The sequence below is a fragment of the Duganella qianjiadongensis genome, from assembly GCF_009857915.1.
In the GTDB taxonomy this organism is placed as follows: domain Bacteria; phylum Pseudomonadota; class Gammaproteobacteria; order Burkholderiales; family Burkholderiaceae_D; genus Rugamonas; species Rugamonas qianjiadongensis.
This window is the reverse complement of sequence record NZ_WWCM01000010.1, coordinates 145,812-162,711: the sequence shown is the minus strand read 5'-3', so window position 1 is coordinate 162,711 and position 16,900 is coordinate 145,812. Positions and strand designations below refer to the sequence as shown.

The window sequence follows — 16,900 nt, the reverse complement described above, 5'->3', positions numbered from 1 at the left end:
GCAGCTTTGATAGCTGTGTCGCGCCCGTAGTTTTTTCCGGCCGGTTTTTTCCGTACAATCTGCTATCGCCGCCATGAGGATAGCCATGTCTGAACTGAACTCGCCCCTGTTTCCACCTATCACGCCTAGCCGCCATGGCATGCTGGCCGTGGATGAACTGCATACGATCTACTGGGAAGAGGTGGGCAATCCTGCCGGCATTCCCGTGATTTTCCTGCACGGCGGCCCCGGCGCGGGCCTGTCGCCCCAGCACCGGCGCTTTTTCGATCCCGAGCAGTACCGCGTGATCCTGTTCGACCAGCGCGGCGCCGGCAAGTCGCTGCCGCTGGGCGAGTGCCGCAACAACACCACCCAGTTGCTGATCGAAGATATCGAACGTCTGCGCGTGCAGTTCGGCATAGCACAGTGGCTGGTGTTCGGCGGTTCGTGGGGCTCGACGCTGGCGCTGGCCTACGGCGAAGCCCATCCCGAACGCTGCCTCGGCTTTGTGTTGCGTGGCATTTTCCTCTGCACCGAGAGGGAAGTGGACTGGTTCCTGCACGGCGCGCGCTGGTTCCATCCCGAAATCCACGACGAATTTATTGCCCACATACCGCAGGCCGAGCGCGGCGATCTGCTGCAAGCCTATCTGGCGCGCATCATGGACGCCGATCCGGCCGTGCACCTGCCTGCCGTACGGGCCTGGAGCCGCTTCGAAGGGCGCCGCGTGTTCCTGCTGCCGCAGCCGGACGAAGCACCGTGCGACGCGCTCGATCTGGGCGTAGGCCGGCTGGAAGCGCACTACATGGCCAATCTGGGCTTCTTCACGGAGGACCAGCTGCTGCGCCAGATAGACCGCATTGCCCATCTGCCGGCGGTGATCGTGCAGGGCCGCTACGACGTGATCTGCCCGCCCGTGACGGCGTGGCAGCTGCATCAGGCCTGGCCCGGTTCGGTGCTGAAGATGGTGGCCGATGCCGGCCACGGCGCCATGGAGTATGGCATTTCGCAGGCGCTGGTGCAGGCCACCGAGCAGTTCAAACGCCAGCGCCGCTTCGGCTAGGCGCAGCGGCGCCGTGCCCGCCGCGCTGGCGGGCTGTTACACTAGCGTTTCCTGACCGAGTACACCCTAAGATCTGTTTCCATGAATATACAAGTTGGCGATGTAGGCCATATCATCCAGCTGGCCATTGCGCCGGTTTTCCTGCTGACGGGCGTGTGCACCAATCTGATGGTGCTGACCAACCGGCTGGCGCGGATTATCGACCGTTCGCGCGTGCTGGAAGACCGCCTCGATGTGGGCTATAGCGACACCTATCTGAACGAGCTTGATGTGCTGTACCAGCGCTCGCACCTGATCAATTCCTCGATTACCCTGTCGACCGCCTGCGGGTTGCTGATCTGTCTGGTGATTGCCATGCTGTTCCTGGGCGATATTACCGATATCTCGCTCGACAAATACATCGCCGGCATGTTCGTGGTGGCCATGATGGCCCTGATCGGCAGCTTCTGCTTCCTGCTGCGCGAGATCTTTATCGCCTCCGCGGCCATGCGGTCGCACCGCCATGTACGGCGCCCGCTGAAATAACCTGACTAGAATAGAGTTTTTATGCACGACTACCAACGCCCGCCTACCCTGTACCGCTACGGCCTGCAAGAAGATCTGGAACTGGCGCTGAAGGAAGGCCAGTTCATTCTGACGCCCGCCGCCAGCTGCCTGACTTTGAGTTTTTCTAAAGTGTGGGAGCCCAAGCTGTTCGAGCTGTTCGCCGCCGAGAGCTGTCTGATCATCCATAACACGGAAGAATTCGGCGAACGCTTGCACCGCGCCGTGCAGCGCGCCCTGCCTAGCTGGGCGGGCATTGATGGCGCCGTCGAATACGGCGTGCGTGCCGCGCTGGGCGCAGCCTTCAGCAAGACGGCAGCGGAAGCGCAGGAGCAGGAATGGCAGTTTGCGTGGCGCGCCATGCAGGCCAATCTGAGCCTCAATCCCGTGCTGATCAAGGTCGGCAGTCTGGAAAACTTCGCCGAACTGCGCAAGCGCGATACCTATCTGGCCTGACAGGCAGCAGCCGGCCGAGGTAGGGTAGGCCGGTGCAGTCCGGGTTCACGCCTTATTTCGGCTCTTCGCGCCGGTCCAGCCGCGCCAGCACGGCGCCCATCATGCGCTCGATATCGCCGCGCACCATCTTGGCCCCGAGGATGCCGGGCACATAGAAGTTCGGCATCAGGCGCCCACTGTACACCACGCGGGTGCCGCCCGTTTCCGGCACCGGTATCAGTTCCCAGTGCGATTCGTAGTGTTTCATGTCGCCCGATACCAGCGCAATGTCGATCGAAGACATGGGCTGTTCGGTCGCGCGCACGATCAGGTGGATGGCGCGCGTCATGAACAGGAAGCGGGCCACCCCGAACTGTTCGATCACTACCTCATTGCCATTGCGCGAGAGGACTTTGCACGACTCCATATCCGGCACGAAGTCGGCCATGCGTTCGTAGTTGGTGAGGGTTTTCCAGACTTTGGGCAGGGGCGCGGCCACCGTGCCGGTGGCGTCGACTTCATACATTTTCTGCCCGTCGATTTCGATGCGGTTGACCGAGACTTCCAGCTTGGGCAATTCCGCACGTGTTGCCTGCGTTTGCGCCTGCGCCAGCGAGGCCAGGCTCACGGAAAACAACAGAAACAGAAAGAATCGCGTCATCGCGCCAGCGTAAGGGAAAGGGGGGCAGAATACAAGTGTGCGAGCCCCTATTCCCTACTCGCTGGCGGGACTTTAGAAGCCCCGGTCTAGAGATTTCGGTTTTAATGCGGTGATCCTTAGGTCTGATATAACAACGACAATGACAAACTATCCTCATCTGCTGGCCCCACTCGATCTCGGTTTCACCAAATTGCGCAACCGCGTGATGATGGGATCGATGCACACCGGTCTGGAAGACCGCTTCTACCACTACGGCAAACTGGCGGCGTTCTACCGCGAACGTGCCCGTGGCGGGGTGGGACTGATCGTTACGGGCGGTATCTCGCCTAACCGGTCCGGCTGGCTGCTGCCGTTCGGCGGCACGCTCAATTTCAAGGGCGATGTGCTCAATCACCGCCGCGTCACCAGGGCCGTGCATGAAGAAGGCGGCAAGATCCTGATGCAGATACTGCACGCGGGCCGCTACGGCTATCAGCCGCTGGTGGTATCGGCCTCGGAGAAAAAGTCGCCGATTTCGCCGTTCAAGCCGCGCGCGCTGACCGAGGCGGGCATCGAAGCGACTATCCGTGACTATGCGCGCTGCGCCAGGCTGGCGCGCGATGCCGGTTACGACGGCGTGGAAGTGATGGGCAGCGAAGGCTATCTGCTCAACCAGTTCCTGTGCGCGCGCACCAATCTGCGTACCGACCGCTGGGGCGGCAGCATCGAGAACCGCATGCGCCTGTCGGTGGAAATCGTCAAGCGCATCCGCGCCGAGGTGGGCCAAAACTTCATCATCATGTACCGCCATTCGCTGCTCGATCTGGTCGAAGGCGGCAATACCTGGGAAGACGTGGTGGCAGTGGCCAAGGCGCTGCAGCATGCCGGCGTCACCATCCTGAATTCGGGTTATGGCTGGCACGAAGCGCGCGTGCCGACCATCGTGACCTCGGTGCCGCGTGGCGCGTTTGCCGGTCTGGCCGGCCGGCTGCGGCGCGAGGTGAGCATACCGGTGGTGGCATCCAACCGCATCAATATGCCGAACGAAGCGGAAGATATTCTGCGCCGCGGCGATGCCGACATGATATCCATGGCCCGTCCCTTCCTCGCCGATGCGGACTTCGTCAACAAGGCGGCACAAGGCCGCGCCGACGAAATCAATACCTGTATCGGCTGTAATCAGGCCTGCCTCGATCACACTTTCTCCAACAAGCGCGCCAGCTGTCTGGTCAATCCGCGTGCCTGCCACGAAACGGAACTGGTGTACGCTCCGGCGCAGAAGAAGCGCCGCGTGGCGGTAGTGGGCGCCGGTCCTGCCGGTCTGTCGGCGGCGACGGTGGCGGCCGAATGCGGCCACGACGTCACGCTGTTCGACGGCAATGAACAGATCGGCGGCCAGTTCCGCATCGCCATGCAGGTGCCGGGCAAGGAAGAGTTCCGCGAAACCATACGCTACTTCGAGCGCAAGCTGGAAATCACCGGCGTCAAGCTGCGCCTCGGCGTGCGCGTCAGCCGCGAGCAGCTGATCCAGGATGGCTACGACGAAGTGGTGGTGGCCACCGGCATCAAGGTGCGCCGTCCGCCGATACAGGGCATAGACCATGCGAAAGTGCTGTCGTATGTGGATGTACTGCAGAACAAGGCGCCGGTAGGCAAACGGGTGGCGATTATCGGCGCGGGCGGCATAGGCTTCGATATGGGCGAGTACCTGCTGCATGACAGCCGCCATCCGCTGCCGCTGGCGCTCGATGTGTGGGCGCGCGAATGGGGCGTGGACTTGCAGGGCAATACCGCCGGTGGCCTGACCCCGGCCGAGCAGCCGGAGCCGGTGCGCCAGCTGTATCTGCTGCAGCGTAAGACTTCCAAGCCGGGTGCAGGGCTGGGCAAGACCTCGGGTTGGGTGCACCGTGCCGTGCTGGCGCGTAACGGCGTGGTGATGCTGTCCGGCGTGCAGTATGACCGCATCGACGATCAGGGCCTGCACATCACCGTGGGCGGCGAACAGCGCCTGCTGTCGGTGGATAACGTGGTGGTGTGCGCCGGTCAGGATAGCCTGAACGAGCTGATGCCGAGCGAAGAGGAAATCAAGGGCCATCCGGGCTGGCCGCGCTTCCACAAGATCGGTGGCGCGGCGCTGGCGGCGGAACTCGACGCCAAGCGCGCCATACGCGAAGGCGCCGAGCTGGCAACGCGCTTCTAAACCTGCACCTAAGTCCGCGCGGCCGCAGCTGGTTCAGTGCGGCCGTTGCTGTTTCTGGGCGAACTGCGCCAGCACATGGGCGCTCATGCCTTTGGCCAGTTCCTGCTCGCCCATGAAGATTTCCCCTGCCCGTTCGCTGCGCAGCAGCTCTGCTTCGCTGTCGCTGTGGGTGCGCACCACGGTCTGGATGTGCGGATTCAGGGTGCGTGCCGTTTCTATCATGGCGCGCACTTCGAAAGTGTCCGGCGTGGCGATCACCAGCATGGCGGCACGCGCAATGTGCGCCTGTATCAGCACGGAAGTTTCGCCGCCATTGCCGGCCACCGCATGGATGCCGCGCTGACGCAGCGTGTCGACCAGTTCGCGGTTGTGTTCTGCCACCACCAGTGCAATGCCCTGCGCTTCCAGCGCATCGGCAATGCGCCGCCCCACGCGGCCATAGCCGACCAGCACCACGTGGCCGGACAGCTGTTCCTGCGGTACCGACATGGGCAGCATGGCCAGCGGATCGGTGGTGCGCTCGAAGCGCGCGGCCAGCTTGCTGTTCAGGCCCAGCAGGCGTTCCAGTGGCGTCAGAGTATGGAACACCAGCGGGTTGAGGGCTATCGAGATGATGGCGCCTGCCAGTATCAGGCTCTGGCCTTCGGCCGGCATCAGCCCCAGCGACAGCCCCAGTGCTGCGAGGATGAAGGAGAATTCGCCGATCTGCGCCAGACTGGCGGAAATCAACAGCGCACTCTTGGCCGGGTAGCGCAGCAGCAGCACCAGCAGGAAGGCCACGATGGATTTGCCGAACACGATGATGAACACTACGGCCAGCAGTTTCAAAGGCTGTTCGATGATGATGGCCGGCTCGAACAGCATGCCCACCGAGACGAAGAACAGCACGGCAAAGGCGTCGCGCAGCGGCAGCGATTCTTCCGCCGCGCGGTGGGCCAGTGCCGATTCGCGCAGCACCATGCCGGCGAAGAAGGCGCCCAGCGCGAACGACACGCCGAAATAGTGGGTGGAACCGTAGGCGATGCCGACGGCGGCCGCAATCACGCACAGGGTGAACAGTTCGCGCGAGCCGGTGCGCGCCACCTGCCAGAGTATCCACGGGAACAATTTGCGCCCCACTATCAGCATCAGGGCGATGAAGGCGGCCACCTGGCCTAGCGTGATGGCCAGCGTGGTCCACAGGCTGGCATGGTCGCCATGCTGGGCGGCATCGGGCAGCGCACCACCGAGCGGACCGGCCAGCGCCGGCAGCAGCACCAGCACCAGTACCGTCACCAGATCTTCTACCACCAGCCAGCCGACGGCAATGCGGCCGTTCAGGCTATCGAGGATGCTGCGTTCTTCCAGCGCCCGTAGCAGCACCACCGTGCTGGCCACCGACAGGGCCAGCCCGAATACCAGCCCGCCGCCTACGCTCCAGCCCCAGTACAGGGCCAGTCCCATGCCCAGCGCCGTGGCGAACACGATCTGCAGGATGGCGCCGGGCAGGGCGATCTTGCGCACCGCCCAGAGATCGTCCAGCGAGAAGTGCAGGCCCACGCCGAACATCATCAGCATCACGCCGATTTCGGCCAGCTGGCCGGCCAGCGCCGTATCGGCCACGAAGCCCGGTGTGGCCGGGCCGATGATGATGCCGGCCGCCAGATAGCCCACCAGTGCCGGCAGTTTTAAACGGGTGGCGATATAGCCGAACAGCAGCCCGGTTCCTAGTGCGGCGGCGATGGTGGTGATCAGGCTGAGATTGTGATGCATGCGTGCGCGACTCCCTAGGCTACAGGCTGGATGAAAGCCTCAGCGTAGCATAAGCTGAACGGAGCCGTGTCCGGCCTGGCTGCGCCGCCGCTACGGAGCGCGGGGAGGGCGCGAGCGGGCCGGTTCAGGCCAGTGCGGCTAGTGCAGCTGGCGGACGGCGCATGCTGACGCTGAAGCGGTTGAAGGCATTCATCAATGTTACGGCAACGGTGAGATCGGCCAGCGTCTGCTCGCCCAGCACGCTCAGTGCATGCGCATACTCGGCATCAGGTACCCGGGTGTGCTCGACGCGGGTGACGCTTTCGGCCCATGCCAGCGCGGCGCGTTCCTCGGCGCTGAACAGGGGCGCAGCTTCGTCCCAGACCGGCAGCAGGGAGATTTTTTCCATGCTCACCTCCAGTTTCAGCAGGTCGCGCGTGTGCATATCGATGCAGAAGGCGCAGTGATTGATCTGCGAGACGCGCAGATAGACCAGCTCCAGCAGCTCGGCCGGCAGGGCTGCCGAGACGTAGTCCTTGATGGCGATCAGGTGCTGATAGGGGGGCGCTGCCAGTTTGAAGATATCCAGCCGTTTGCTCATGATGATTCCTTTTCCGGGGTGGTTACGATGGAATCATTGTGCGGTTTTATGGCCTAGTGCAGTAGAGCCAAGAAGTGTGATTCGCTCTAGGCCATCAGTCTGAGTATGCGCTGGCCCAGTGCGCGCGCGCGGGCCGGCGTATCGATGTTGGTGAACGCCAGCAGCAGCGCCGAGGCAGGGTGGGGCAGCATGCCGCGTTCGGACAGTGCGTGTGCCGCCATGCCATGCTCGCGCATGCGTGCGGCCAGCGCGCGGTCGCTATGCCGCCCTTTCATGCGCAGCACCAGATGCATGCCGCCCGGCTGGGGATCGACCAGCATGTGCTTGCCGAGCACGGCGGAGAGCGCGCTGGCGGTGAGCTGGCGGCGTTCGCCGTACAGGCGGCGCATGCGTTGGATGTGGCGGGCGAAATGGCCCTCGTTCATGAAGTCGGCGACGATTTTCTGCATCAGCGTGGGGCCGCTGGCCGCAAAGGTAGAGCAGACCTGTTCGAAGCGCGCCACCTGCGCCGGCGGCACCACCAGATAGGCCAGCCGTATGGCCGGGAACAGTACCTTGCTGAAAGTGCCCGAGTACAGCACGCGGCCATTGCGGTCCAGACTCTGCAGCGCTGGCAGGGGCCGGCCCTGATAGCGGTATTCGCCATCGTAATCGTCTTCCACCACCCAGGCATCGGCTTGCGCGGCCCAGTCCAGCAGGGCCAGACGGCGCGGCAGCGAGAGCGAGACGCAAAGCGGGCTCTGATGCGCCGGCGTGACGATGGCGGCGCGCGCCTGCGGCGCGCTGGCGATGCCGTGCGCCACCATCAGGCCTTCGCCATCGACCGCTACCGGAACGGGCTGCAGGCGGGCGGCACGCAGCAGTCCGGCCGTAGGGGGATAGCCGGGATCTTCCACCCATACCTGATCGTCCGGCTGGAGCAGGGCGCGCGTCACCAGCTCCATGCTGTTGCGGTAGCCGCTGGTGACGAATACCTGCGAGGGCGTGCAGGCTATGCCGCGCGACAGCTGCAAATAGGCCGCAATGGCAATGCGCAGTTCGGGCAGGCCGGCCCAGGGCGGATAGATCATCTCCTCCGGACCGGTGGCGCGCACGGCGCGCGCGGCCAGCCGTGCCCAGACCTTGCGCGGGAACGCGTCCAGCGCCGGTATGCCCATCTGGAAAGGGCGGGTGGAACTGGCGGCGTGGCCCAGATTGTCGGGTGCGGGCAGCGGGTGCTGAGGCGCTGCCAGCGGAGCGCGGCGGGCGAGCGCGCTAGTGACGATGGTGCCGGCCTGGCCTCTGGCTTCGACATAGCCTTCCGCGGCGAGTAGCGCATAAGCCGATTCCACCGTGCCCCGTGCCAGTCCCAGTTCCAGCGCCAGTGCCCGCGCAGCGGGAATCCGGTCGCCCGCCTGCAGCAGGCCATCGGTGATGGCATTGCGCAGGCGCGTGTAGATCTGCCGGTAGAGTGGCTCGGCGGCGCTGGCATCGAGATGGAGAAATTTCATGGCCTGCTCCCCATGTTATTTCAGGGCACTGCAGATCGTGCCATCTGCCGCCTGCCAGTTCTGACGGTGCGGAATCAGAGGCGTTTGACCACCACGCAGCCGATCGAATAACCGGCGCCGAACGAGCAGATCACGCCCAGCTGGCCCGGCTGCATATCGTCCGAGTGCTTGTGGAAAGCGATCACGGAACCGGCCGACGAGGTGTTGGCGTAGGTGTCCAGAATCACCGGCGCTTCGCCCGGCTCGGCGTCGCGGCCCAGCACCATGCGGCTGATCAGCAGGTTCATGTTCAGGTTGGCCTGATGCAGCCAGTAGCGGCTGACCTGCGGCACTTCCAGACCGGCGCTGGCGATGGTGTCCTTGATCATTTCGGCCGCCATCGGGCAGACATCCTTGAACACTTTGCGGCCCTGCTGGCGGAACAGTTTGTCCGGCTGGCCCACGCCCGTTTCGTCGAAGCGGTTGAGGAAGCCGAAGTTGTTGCGGATGTTGTTGGAGAAGCTGGTTTTCAGCTTGCTCTCGACGATTTCCCAGCGCTGCGCGCTGGTCGCCGTGTCGGCCGCTTCGATCACGATGGCGGTGCAGGCATCGCCGAAGATGAAGTGGCTGTCGCGGTCGCGCCAGTTCAGGTGGCCGCTGGTGATTTCCGGATTCAGGACCAGCACGGCGCGGGCCTGGCCGCTCTGTACGGCCGCCACGGCCTGCTGGATGCCGAAGGTGGCCGAGGAGCAGGCCACGTTCATGTCGAAGCCATAGCCTTCGATGCCGAGGGCGCCCTGTACTTCGACTGCCATGGCCGGATAGGCGCGCTGCATATTCGAGCAGGCCACCAGCACCATGTCGATATCGGCCGGAGTACGGCCGGCGCGGTCTAGCGCCTGACGGGCCGCGGCCACGCAGATTTCTGCCTGCAGCGACAGCTCGTCGTCGCCTCGTTCGGCGATGCGCGAGACCATGCGCTGCGGATCGAGGATGCCGCTTTTTTCCATCACGTAGCGGGCCTTGATGCCGGAAGCTTTTTCGATGAAGGCCACGCTGGACATTTCCAGCGCCGTCACGCTGCCGTCGGCAATGGCAGCGGCATGCTCGGCATTGAACTGCTCGGCGTAGGCATTAAAACATTGCACCAGCTCTTCGTTCGTGATGGACTGGGCTGGGGTGTAAAGACCGGTACCGCTGATAACGGCTTGTTTCATAGTTAAACTTTCAAATTAGGCAATGGCTTGCGCCATTAATGACGCAAATTCTACACAATGGCTGCAAGTTAGGCGAAATTAAAAGCGGCGCCCCGCAGGCGCCGCTGTCTATGCCGTTGTAATCAGGGCTCTATTTGCCGCCGGCATTGCCGCTGGCTGGCAGGGCTGCCTGCACCAGTTTGGTTTCCGCTTTGGCTATTTGCACGGGCAAGCCCTTGAGGTGGTTGAGTGCCTGCTGCAGCTGGAAGTCGTCGCTGCTGCCGTATTCGAGCGGCTTGCGTTTTTTCTCCTGCGCTACCAGCCGCAGCTGTTCTTCCGGCTCTTCGTGGCGGGCGTGCACGCCTTCTTGATCGCGCTCATTGACCAGATGCTTGTCCAGATCGGCTTCGCGCGGGCGCAGTGCGTTCAGGCCGTCGCCATCGGCGTATTCATCCACTGCCAGATCGGGGACTATGCCCTTGGCCTGGATCGAGCGGCCATTCGGCGTGTAGTAGCGCGCCGTGGTCAGCTTGACGGCGGTGTCGGCCGTGAGCTGGCGTATGGTCTGCACCGAGCCCTTGCCGAAGGTCTGGCTGCCGATGATCTGGGCCCGTTTGTAATCCTGCAGGGCACCGGCGACGATTTCCGAGGCCGAGGCAGAACCGCTGTTGACCAGCACGGCCAGCGGAATCTGCTTGATCGCCGCCGGCAGCCTGGCCAGTGCATCGCTTTCGTTATGCACGGCATAGTATTCGGGCCGGCCATAGAAAATCTGCTTGGAATCGGACAGCTGGCCATTGGTGGAAACGATGGCCGCATCTTTCGGCAGGAAGGCGGCTGCCACGCCGATGGCGCCCTGCAGCACGCCGCCCGGGTCGTTGCGCAGATCGAGCACCAGCCCTTTCAGCTTGGGATCCTGCTGGTACAGTTCGCTGATCTTGGCAGCCAGATCGTCCACCGTCGGGTCCTGGAACTGGGCGATGCGCAGCCATGCATAGCCGGGTTCGACGATTTTGCCCTTGACGCTCTTCTGCTGGATTTCTTCGCGGGTGAGCTGGAACAGCAGCGGCTCCGGCTCGCCCTTGCGCAGCACGGTCAGGCTGACTTTGCTATGGGGCTCGCCGCGCATTTTCTTGACCGAGTCCTCCAGACTCATGCCTTTGACGGGGGTGTTGTCGAGCCGGCTGATCAGGTCGCCGGGCTTGATGCCGGCCCGCCATGCCGGCGAGTCTTCGATCGGGGCGACGATTTTGATATAGCCGTCTTCGCTCTCGCCGATCTCGATGCCGAGGCCGACGAACTTGCCTTGCGAGCCTTCGCGCAGCTCGGCGTAGGCGCGTTTATCGAGGTAGGCGGAATGGGGATCGAGCGAAGCCACCATGCCGGAGATGGCCTCCGTCAGCAGCTTCTTGTCGTCGACTTTTTCCACATAATCGGATTTGATCAGGCCATACACATCGGCCAGCTGGCGCAATTCCTCCAGCGGCAGCGGCTGTTCCACCGGCTTCTGCGCCATGGCAGAAAATTGCAGCGACACGGCAATGCCGGCCACCACACCGAGGCCGATCAGGCCGGTATTCTTGAGTTTCTTGCCCATATTGCCACCTATCTAATGTTGCAGATCGCCGTGGCCGCCCTTGAGTTTTCGCGGCAACGTGCTCGATTCAGTATAAACCTGATTTCCGGAAAGCGTTCTAGCCGTCACGAAATGATTTATACCTTTACGCAGATTTACCACGGCGCTGCTTGACAAGCGCGGCGCCCCAGCAGGGGCTGGCCCGACTGAATAATTTGCAACTTCCTGCGGCATGTATAGATGGCGTAAAGGTCGGTAAGCAATTGTAAGAAGCTCTTCCTGCGGGGGAAAACGCGGCCTACACTGAACTCGTATTTCTCTCTACCCTGAAGTGGTTTTTCGCCTGCGCCCCAAGCGCAGGCTTTTTTTTGCCCCCTTACCGATGGAGTTTGTATGCAAGCAAGATTGATGACGGGCTGGCGCCGCAGCGTGGCGGCGCTGGCCCTAGGTGCCGCACTGGCGCCGGCCTGGGCTTTGCCGGCCATGGAAATGCGGGCCGAGGATTATCTGCCCATGGCGGCGGAGCTGAAGAAGGCGCTGAACCTGAACAGCAACCAGCAGATCCTGTGGCAGCAGACCGAGACCAAAACGCGTAATCTGCTGCGCGAGCGCCAGACCCGCCGCGAACAGATGCAGGCTGCCCTGCAGGAAGGCCTGAAAGGCAGCAATGTGGAGTTGCGTGAGCTGGCGAAGGCGGTGGAAACGGAGGCGGCCGCTGCCGCCAGCGAGGAAAAGCTGCTGCGCGAATGGTGGCTGACGGTGAATGATGCCCTCAGTGAAAGCCAGCGCCAGACCGTGGTGCAGCTGGTGGCCGAACAGTTGCAGCGTGTGCCCGAACGGGCCGGACCGGCTGCTGGCGGCGCGCGCCGCGAAGAGGGCGGCGAAGGACGCCATGGCGGCGGCCGGCGCGGCGGTGGCGGTGCCAGTATCAATGGCCCCGGTGGTAGCAGCCTGAACCTGCCTATGCCCGGTGGTGGCGGCTAAAAATCTGCCAGAACATGGCGCTCATCAGGTCCGAAGTGGCTAGATTCGGCGGCTGTGTATCGTAAAGTAACATTCTGCGCTTGCGCGAGTTTGTCCCTAGGGCTGCCAGTAAAATAGCGGCCCTATGAGCAAACTGATTCCTTACGCCTGTATGGCACTGCTGGGCGCGTCCAATGCGATCGCGCAAAACGAACTGGGCGGCTCCGCCAGCAAGCCGCCGCTGGGCCCTGACGGCAAGCCGGTACAGCAGGTCAATGTGACGGGCGGGCGGGCCAGCGACATCGACGAGCGCCGCAATTCCGTCGCCGGCAAGCAGATTTTCAGCCGCGAAGAGCTGGACCGCAATGGCGACAGCAATCTGGGTGACGTACTGAAACGCCTGCCCGGCGTGACGCTGGGCGGCCGTCCCGGCCGTGGCGGCGATGTGCGCATGCGCGGTATGGGCAACGGTTATACGCAGGTGCTGCTCAATGGCGAACGTCCGCCGGCCGGTTTTTCCATGGAATCGCTGTCGCCCGATCAGGTCGAGCGCGTCGAAATCATGCGCGGCCCCGTGGCCGAGCATAGCGCGCAGGCGATCGCCGGCACCATCAACATTGTGCTGCGCGACGGCTACCAGCAGCGCGACAAGCAGCTCAAGCTGACCGATACCATCGAGCAGGGCCGCCACGCGCCGAATATTTCGCTGACTGCCCCCGGTAAAATCGGCCAGCTCACCTATTTGCTGTCGGGCTCGCTGTTCGAGAATCTGCCGCACGATAACAGCCTGACCTACAACCGCGACACCCGCGCCGATGGCGTGGTGCTCAAGGACCAGAATGTGCTCGAGCAGAGCCGCCGCACTGCCTATGGCGTGCATTTCACGCCCCGCCTGTCGTACAAATTCGGCGGCGGCGATACGCTGAACTTCCAGCCTTTCATCATGAGCTTCCGCAGCCACGGCGATGCCCGCAGCGATCTGGGCCAGAATACCGGGCTGGTGCCGCCAGACCTGCAGCAGCCGCCCGAATATGTCACGGCGCTGAGCAAAACCCATTACTCGGGTACTTTCATGCGCGGCTTCGGCAACTGGATCCACAAGCTCGATGGCGCGGCCAAGCTGGACGTGAAATTCGGCTTCGGCAATGGCCGCAGCGACAACGACACCCAGCGCGCCCAGTACGATGCTGCGGGCAAGCTGCAGGACAGCTTTACCGATACTGCTTCGGTGCGCGAGCATAGCTTCAACAGCGGCGGCAAGTACACGGCACCGCTGGGCCGCAGCCACGGTCTGGCCGCAGGCTGGGATGTGGAACTGGGCCACCGGGTGGAAACCAAGGTGTCGGTAGACCAGAACGGCGTGCCGCAGTTTGCCGAGTCGGGCGATAACCTGACCGCCGACAGCCGCCGTCTGGCCCTGTATGCCCAGGATGAATGGGATATCTCGCCGCAATGGTCGGGCTACGGCGGCCTGCGCTGGGAAGGCATACGCACCACCAGCAGCCGTGCTGGCGGCGCTATCGACAACACCAGCAGCGTATTGAGCCCGCTGCTGCATGCCGTGTACCGCATTCCCGGCAGCGAGAAAGACCAGCTGCGCGCCAGCCTGACCAAGAGCTACAAGGCGGCCAATGTTTCGGATCTGATTGCGCTGCCGTCGATTTCGCGCCTGAACAGCGCCACCCGTCCTGACCGCACCGGCAATCCTTATCTGAAACCGGAACTGGCGACGGGGCTGGATCTGGCCTACGAACATTATGTCGGTCGCAGCGGCATCATTAGCGCGACGGGCTTCATCCGCAATATCGATGATCTGATCCGGCGCGAAGTCACGCTGGTGAACACGGCCACGGGACCGCGCTGGGTGTCGACGCCGCAGAACATCGGCCATGCGCGCACCAAGGGCATCGAGCTGGAAGCCAAGTTCCAGCTGCAGGAACTGCTGGCGCAGGGCCCGGCCATCGATTTCCGCTCCAACTACAGCCGCTTCTGGTCCAGCGTGGACGATATTCCGGGCCCGAACAACCATCTCGATGCGCAGCCTAAACAGACCGCCAATCTGGGCATGGACTACCGTCTCAAGGCGCTGCCGCTGACGCTGGGCGCGAATATGAACTGGACGGCACCGACGCTGGTGCAGAGCAGCCTGACGCAGGAAATCGGCAGCAGCCGCAAGCGTTCCTTCGATGTGTACGGGCTGTGGAAGATCGACAGTTTGCAGCAGCTGCGTATTTCGGCCAACAATCTGATGGCGGAAAGCGCACTCGGTAGTAACATCGTCAATACCAACGGGCTGTCACAAGCGGCCTACACCAGCAACCAGACCTATGTGGTCTGGAGCGTTAAATATGAACTGAAGTTCTAACGGAGACCTCCATTGAAAACACGTTTTGTACTGAGCACGCTGGCGCTGAGCCTGATGGCTGCTTTTGCCAGCGCCCACGATACGACGCCGATTTCCGGCATTGATACCCAGTTCATCGACCGCAGCGTGCGCGCACAGGACGACTTCTTCCAGTACCTCAACGGCACGTGGCTGAAGACCACCGAGATCCCCGCAGACAAATCCAGCTGGGGCACCTTCGCCAAGCTGCGCGACGATGTGCTGCCGCAGCTGCGCAGCATCATCGAAGCTGCCGAAGCCGACAAGAAGCGCAAGGCCGGTAGCGATGCGCAGAAGATTGGCGACCTGTATGCCAGCTTCATGGACGAGAAGCAGCTCGATGCGCTGGGCGTCAAACCGCTGGCGGGCGAACTCAATCACATCCGCGGCATCAAGGACAAGAAAGCCTTCCCCCGCCTGATCGCCCACCTGAACGAAATCGGCGCCAGCGCACCTTACGGCATCTACGTGAGTCAGGATGCGCGTGCTTCCACCGTGTACGCGGTGGGCATCGCGCAGAGCGGTCTGGGTCTGCCCGACCGCGACTACTATCTGAAAAAAGACGACGCCGAAATGGCCAGCGTGCTGGCCAAGTATCAGGCTCACATTGCCCACATCCTCAAACTGGCCGGCCATGCCGAGCCGGAAGCCAGTGCCAAGGCCATCGTGGCGCTGGAAACGGCGCTGGCCGAAGTGCAGTGGACCAAGGTCGAGAACCGCGACCCCGTCAAGCGCTACAACAAGATGGGCCTGCAGGAACTGGCGGCGCTGTCGCCCGGCTACGACTGGCAGGGTGCGCTGGCAGCTTCGGGCGTGGCCGGCAAGACCGATTACGTGATCGTCAACCAGCCCGGCTACCTGACGGCGCTCAATGGCGTGCTGGAGAAAACCGATCTGGCCACGTGGAAGGCGTATTTCGAATGGAGTTTGCTGCGCCGCGCATCGCCATATCTGTCGCATGATTTCGCCGATGCCCATTTCGCCTTCTTCAGCACCGTGCTGACCGGCGTGGCCGTGAAGCCGCCGCGCTGGAAATCGGCCGTCGGTCTGGTGGAAAACAGTCTGGGCGAAGTGCTGGGCAAGCTGTATGTGGCGCAGCACTTCCCGCCCGAGCGCAAGGCCCGCATGGAAGTGCTGGTGCAGAATCTGCTGGCCTCCTACAAGACCAGCATCGATGCGCTGGACTGGATGAGCCCGGAAACCAAGACGGAAGCGCAGGCCAAGCTGGCCAAGTTCACGCCGAAAATCGGCTATCCGAACAAATGGCGCGATTACAGCGCGCTGGCGATCAAGCAGAATGACCTGATCGGCAACGCCATGCGCGCCTCCAGCTTCTCCTACCAGCGCATGGTGGAAAAGCTGGGCAAGCCGGTCGATCGCGAAGAGTGGGGCATGACGCCGCAGACGGTGAACGCCTATTACAACCCGTCGAAAAACGAGATCGTGTTCCCGGCCGCGATTCTGCAGCCGCCGTTCTTCGATGCGCGTGCCGATGATGCGGTCAACTACGGCGCCATCGGTGCCGTGATCGGCCACGAAATCAGCCACGGCTTCGACGACAAGGGCAGCCAGTCCGATGGCGACGGCAATCTGCGCGACTGGTGGAGCAAGCAGGACCGCGCCAACTTCAAGCTCAAGACCGATGCGCTGGTCAAGCAGTACGACGCCTACAGCCCCGTCAAAGGCTATAACGTCAACGGCGCGCTGACGCTGGGCGAGAACATTGCCGATAACTCCGGTCTGGCCATCGCCTACAAGGCCTATAAGCTGTCGCTGGGCGGCAAACCGGCACCGGTGATCGACGGTCTGACGGGCGACCAGCGCTTCTACATGGGCTTTGCCCAGGTCTGGCGCGCCAAGGTGCGCGACAAGCAGCAGATCGTGCTGATCAAGACCGATCCGCATTCGCCGGGCCAGTTCCGCGCCAATGGCACGCTGGTCAATCAGGCGGGCTTCTACGAGGCGTTTGGCGTGCAGCCGGGCGACCAGATGTATGTTGCGCCGGAACAGCGGGTGAATATCTGGTAATCGTTTCCACTTAATAAAAAGGCCATGGTATGTGCACATACCGTGGCCTTTTTGTTATTGTTCTATCTTTGTTATTATCAATTTTTTTTACCG

Annotated in this window: 13 protein-coding genes; 7 read left to right on the top strand and 6 right to left on the bottom strand. The window is 62.8% G+C overall.

The window, feature by feature from the left end; all coding sequences use genetic code 11:
- The first annotated feature begins 85 nt into the window (after window positions 1-85).
- The 3 genes from pip to GTP27_RS15430 all read left to right on the top strand — a co-directional run bounded on the left by pip (window position 86) and on the right by GTP27_RS15430 (window position 2,041).
- Window positions 86-1,042 carry a prolyl aminopeptidase gene (pip, locus tag GTP27_RS15440; RefSeq protein WP_161040064.1) on the top strand — a complete coding sequence of 319 codons (957 nt, stop codon included), beginning with the start codon at window positions 86-88 and terminating at the stop codon, window positions 1,040-1,042.
- A gap of 81 nt (window positions 1,043-1,123) precedes the next feature.
- The gene (locus GTP27_RS15435; protein ID WP_161040063.1) at window positions 1,124-1,567 is read left to right on the top strand and encodes a DUF2721 domain-containing protein; all 444 of its coding nucleotides are present in this window, start codon (window positions 1,124-1,126) and stop codon (window positions 1,565-1,567) included.
- A 21-nt stretch (window positions 1,568-1,588) separates the two neighbouring features.
- On the top strand, window positions 1,589-2,041 hold the full coding sequence (locus GTP27_RS15430; protein ID WP_161040062.1) for a hypothetical protein: 453 nt from the start codon (window positions 1,589-1,591) through the stop codon (window positions 2,039-2,041).
- 52 nt (window positions 2,042-2,093) lie between these two features.
- Here the strand turns inward: GTP27_RS15430 and GTP27_RS15425 are convergent, their stop codons facing one another.
- Window positions 2,094-2,681 carry an SRPBCC family protein gene (locus tag GTP27_RS15425; RefSeq protein ID WP_161040061.1) on the bottom strand — a complete coding sequence of 196 codons (588 nt, stop codon included), beginning with the start codon at window positions 2,679-2,681 and terminating at the stop codon, window positions 2,094-2,096.
- Between the two features lie 139 nt (window positions 2,682-2,820).
- On the opposite strand from GTP27_RS15425, the gene GTP27_RS15420 reads away from it, so the two are divergent.
- Entirely contained in the window at window positions 2,821-4,860 is a 2,040-nt protein-coding gene (locus GTP27_RS15420; RefSeq protein WP_161040060.1) for an NADPH-dependent 2,4-dienoyl-CoA reductase, read from the top strand.
- 33 nt (window positions 4,861-4,893) lie between these two features.
- Here GTP27_RS15420 and GTP27_RS15415 read toward each other — a convergent pair whose 3' ends face one another.
- The 5 genes from GTP27_RS15415 to GTP27_RS15395 all read right to left on the bottom strand — a co-directional run bounded on the left by GTP27_RS15415 (window position 4,894) and on the right by GTP27_RS15395 (window position 11,454).
- A complete protein-coding gene (locus GTP27_RS15415; protein WP_161040059.1) occupies window positions 4,894-6,612 on the bottom strand; it encodes a cation:proton antiporter domain-containing protein in 1,719 nt (572 codons plus the stop codon).
- A 124-nt stretch (window positions 6,613-6,736) separates the two neighbouring features.
- Complete coding sequence (locus tag GTP27_RS15410) at window positions 6,737-7,192, bottom strand: carboxymuconolactone decarboxylase family protein (protein WP_161040058.1); 456 nt, start codon at window positions 7,190-7,192, stop codon at window positions 6,737-6,739.
- Between the two features lie 86 nt (window positions 7,193-7,278).
- The gene (gene pdxR, locus GTP27_RS15405; protein WP_161040057.1) at window positions 7,279-8,682 is read right to left on the bottom strand and encodes a MocR-like pyridoxine biosynthesis transcription factor PdxR; all 1,404 of its coding nucleotides are present in this window, start codon (window positions 8,680-8,682) and stop codon (window positions 7,279-7,281) included.
- A 74-nt stretch (window positions 8,683-8,756) separates the two neighbouring features.
- Window positions 8,757-9,878, bottom strand: coding sequence for a beta-ketoacyl-ACP synthase III (locus GTP27_RS15400; protein WP_161040056.1), 1,122 nt, complete (start codon window positions 9,876-9,878; stop codon window positions 8,757-8,759).
- 130 nt (window positions 9,879-10,008) lie between these two features.
- Entirely contained in the window at window positions 10,009-11,454 is a 1,446-nt protein-coding gene (locus GTP27_RS15395; protein WP_161040055.1) for a S41 family peptidase, read from the bottom strand.
- A 372-nt stretch (window positions 11,455-11,826) separates the two neighbouring features.
- Between GTP27_RS15395 and GTP27_RS15390 the strand changes: the two genes are divergently transcribed.
- The 3 genes from GTP27_RS15390 to GTP27_RS15380 all read left to right on the top strand — a co-directional run bounded on the left by GTP27_RS15390 (window position 11,827) and on the right by GTP27_RS15380 (window position 16,807).
- A complete protein-coding gene (locus tag GTP27_RS15390; RefSeq protein ID WP_161040054.1) occupies window positions 11,827-12,417 on the top strand; it encodes a hypothetical protein in 591 nt (196 codons plus the stop codon).
- 124 nt (window positions 12,418-12,541) lie between these two features.
- Window positions 12,542-14,761 (top strand): TonB-dependent receptor plug domain-containing protein, encoded by a 2,220-nt coding sequence (locus GTP27_RS15385; protein WP_161040053.1) that lies wholly within the window; start codon window positions 12,542-12,544, stop codon window positions 14,759-14,761.
- A 54-nt stretch (window positions 14,762-14,815) separates the two neighbouring features.
- Window positions 14,816-16,807, top strand: coding sequence for a M13 family metallopeptidase (locus GTP27_RS15380; RefSeq protein WP_161040112.1), 1,992 nt, complete (start codon window positions 14,816-14,818; stop codon window positions 16,805-16,807).
- Window positions 16,808-16,900 lie beyond the last annotated feature (93 nt).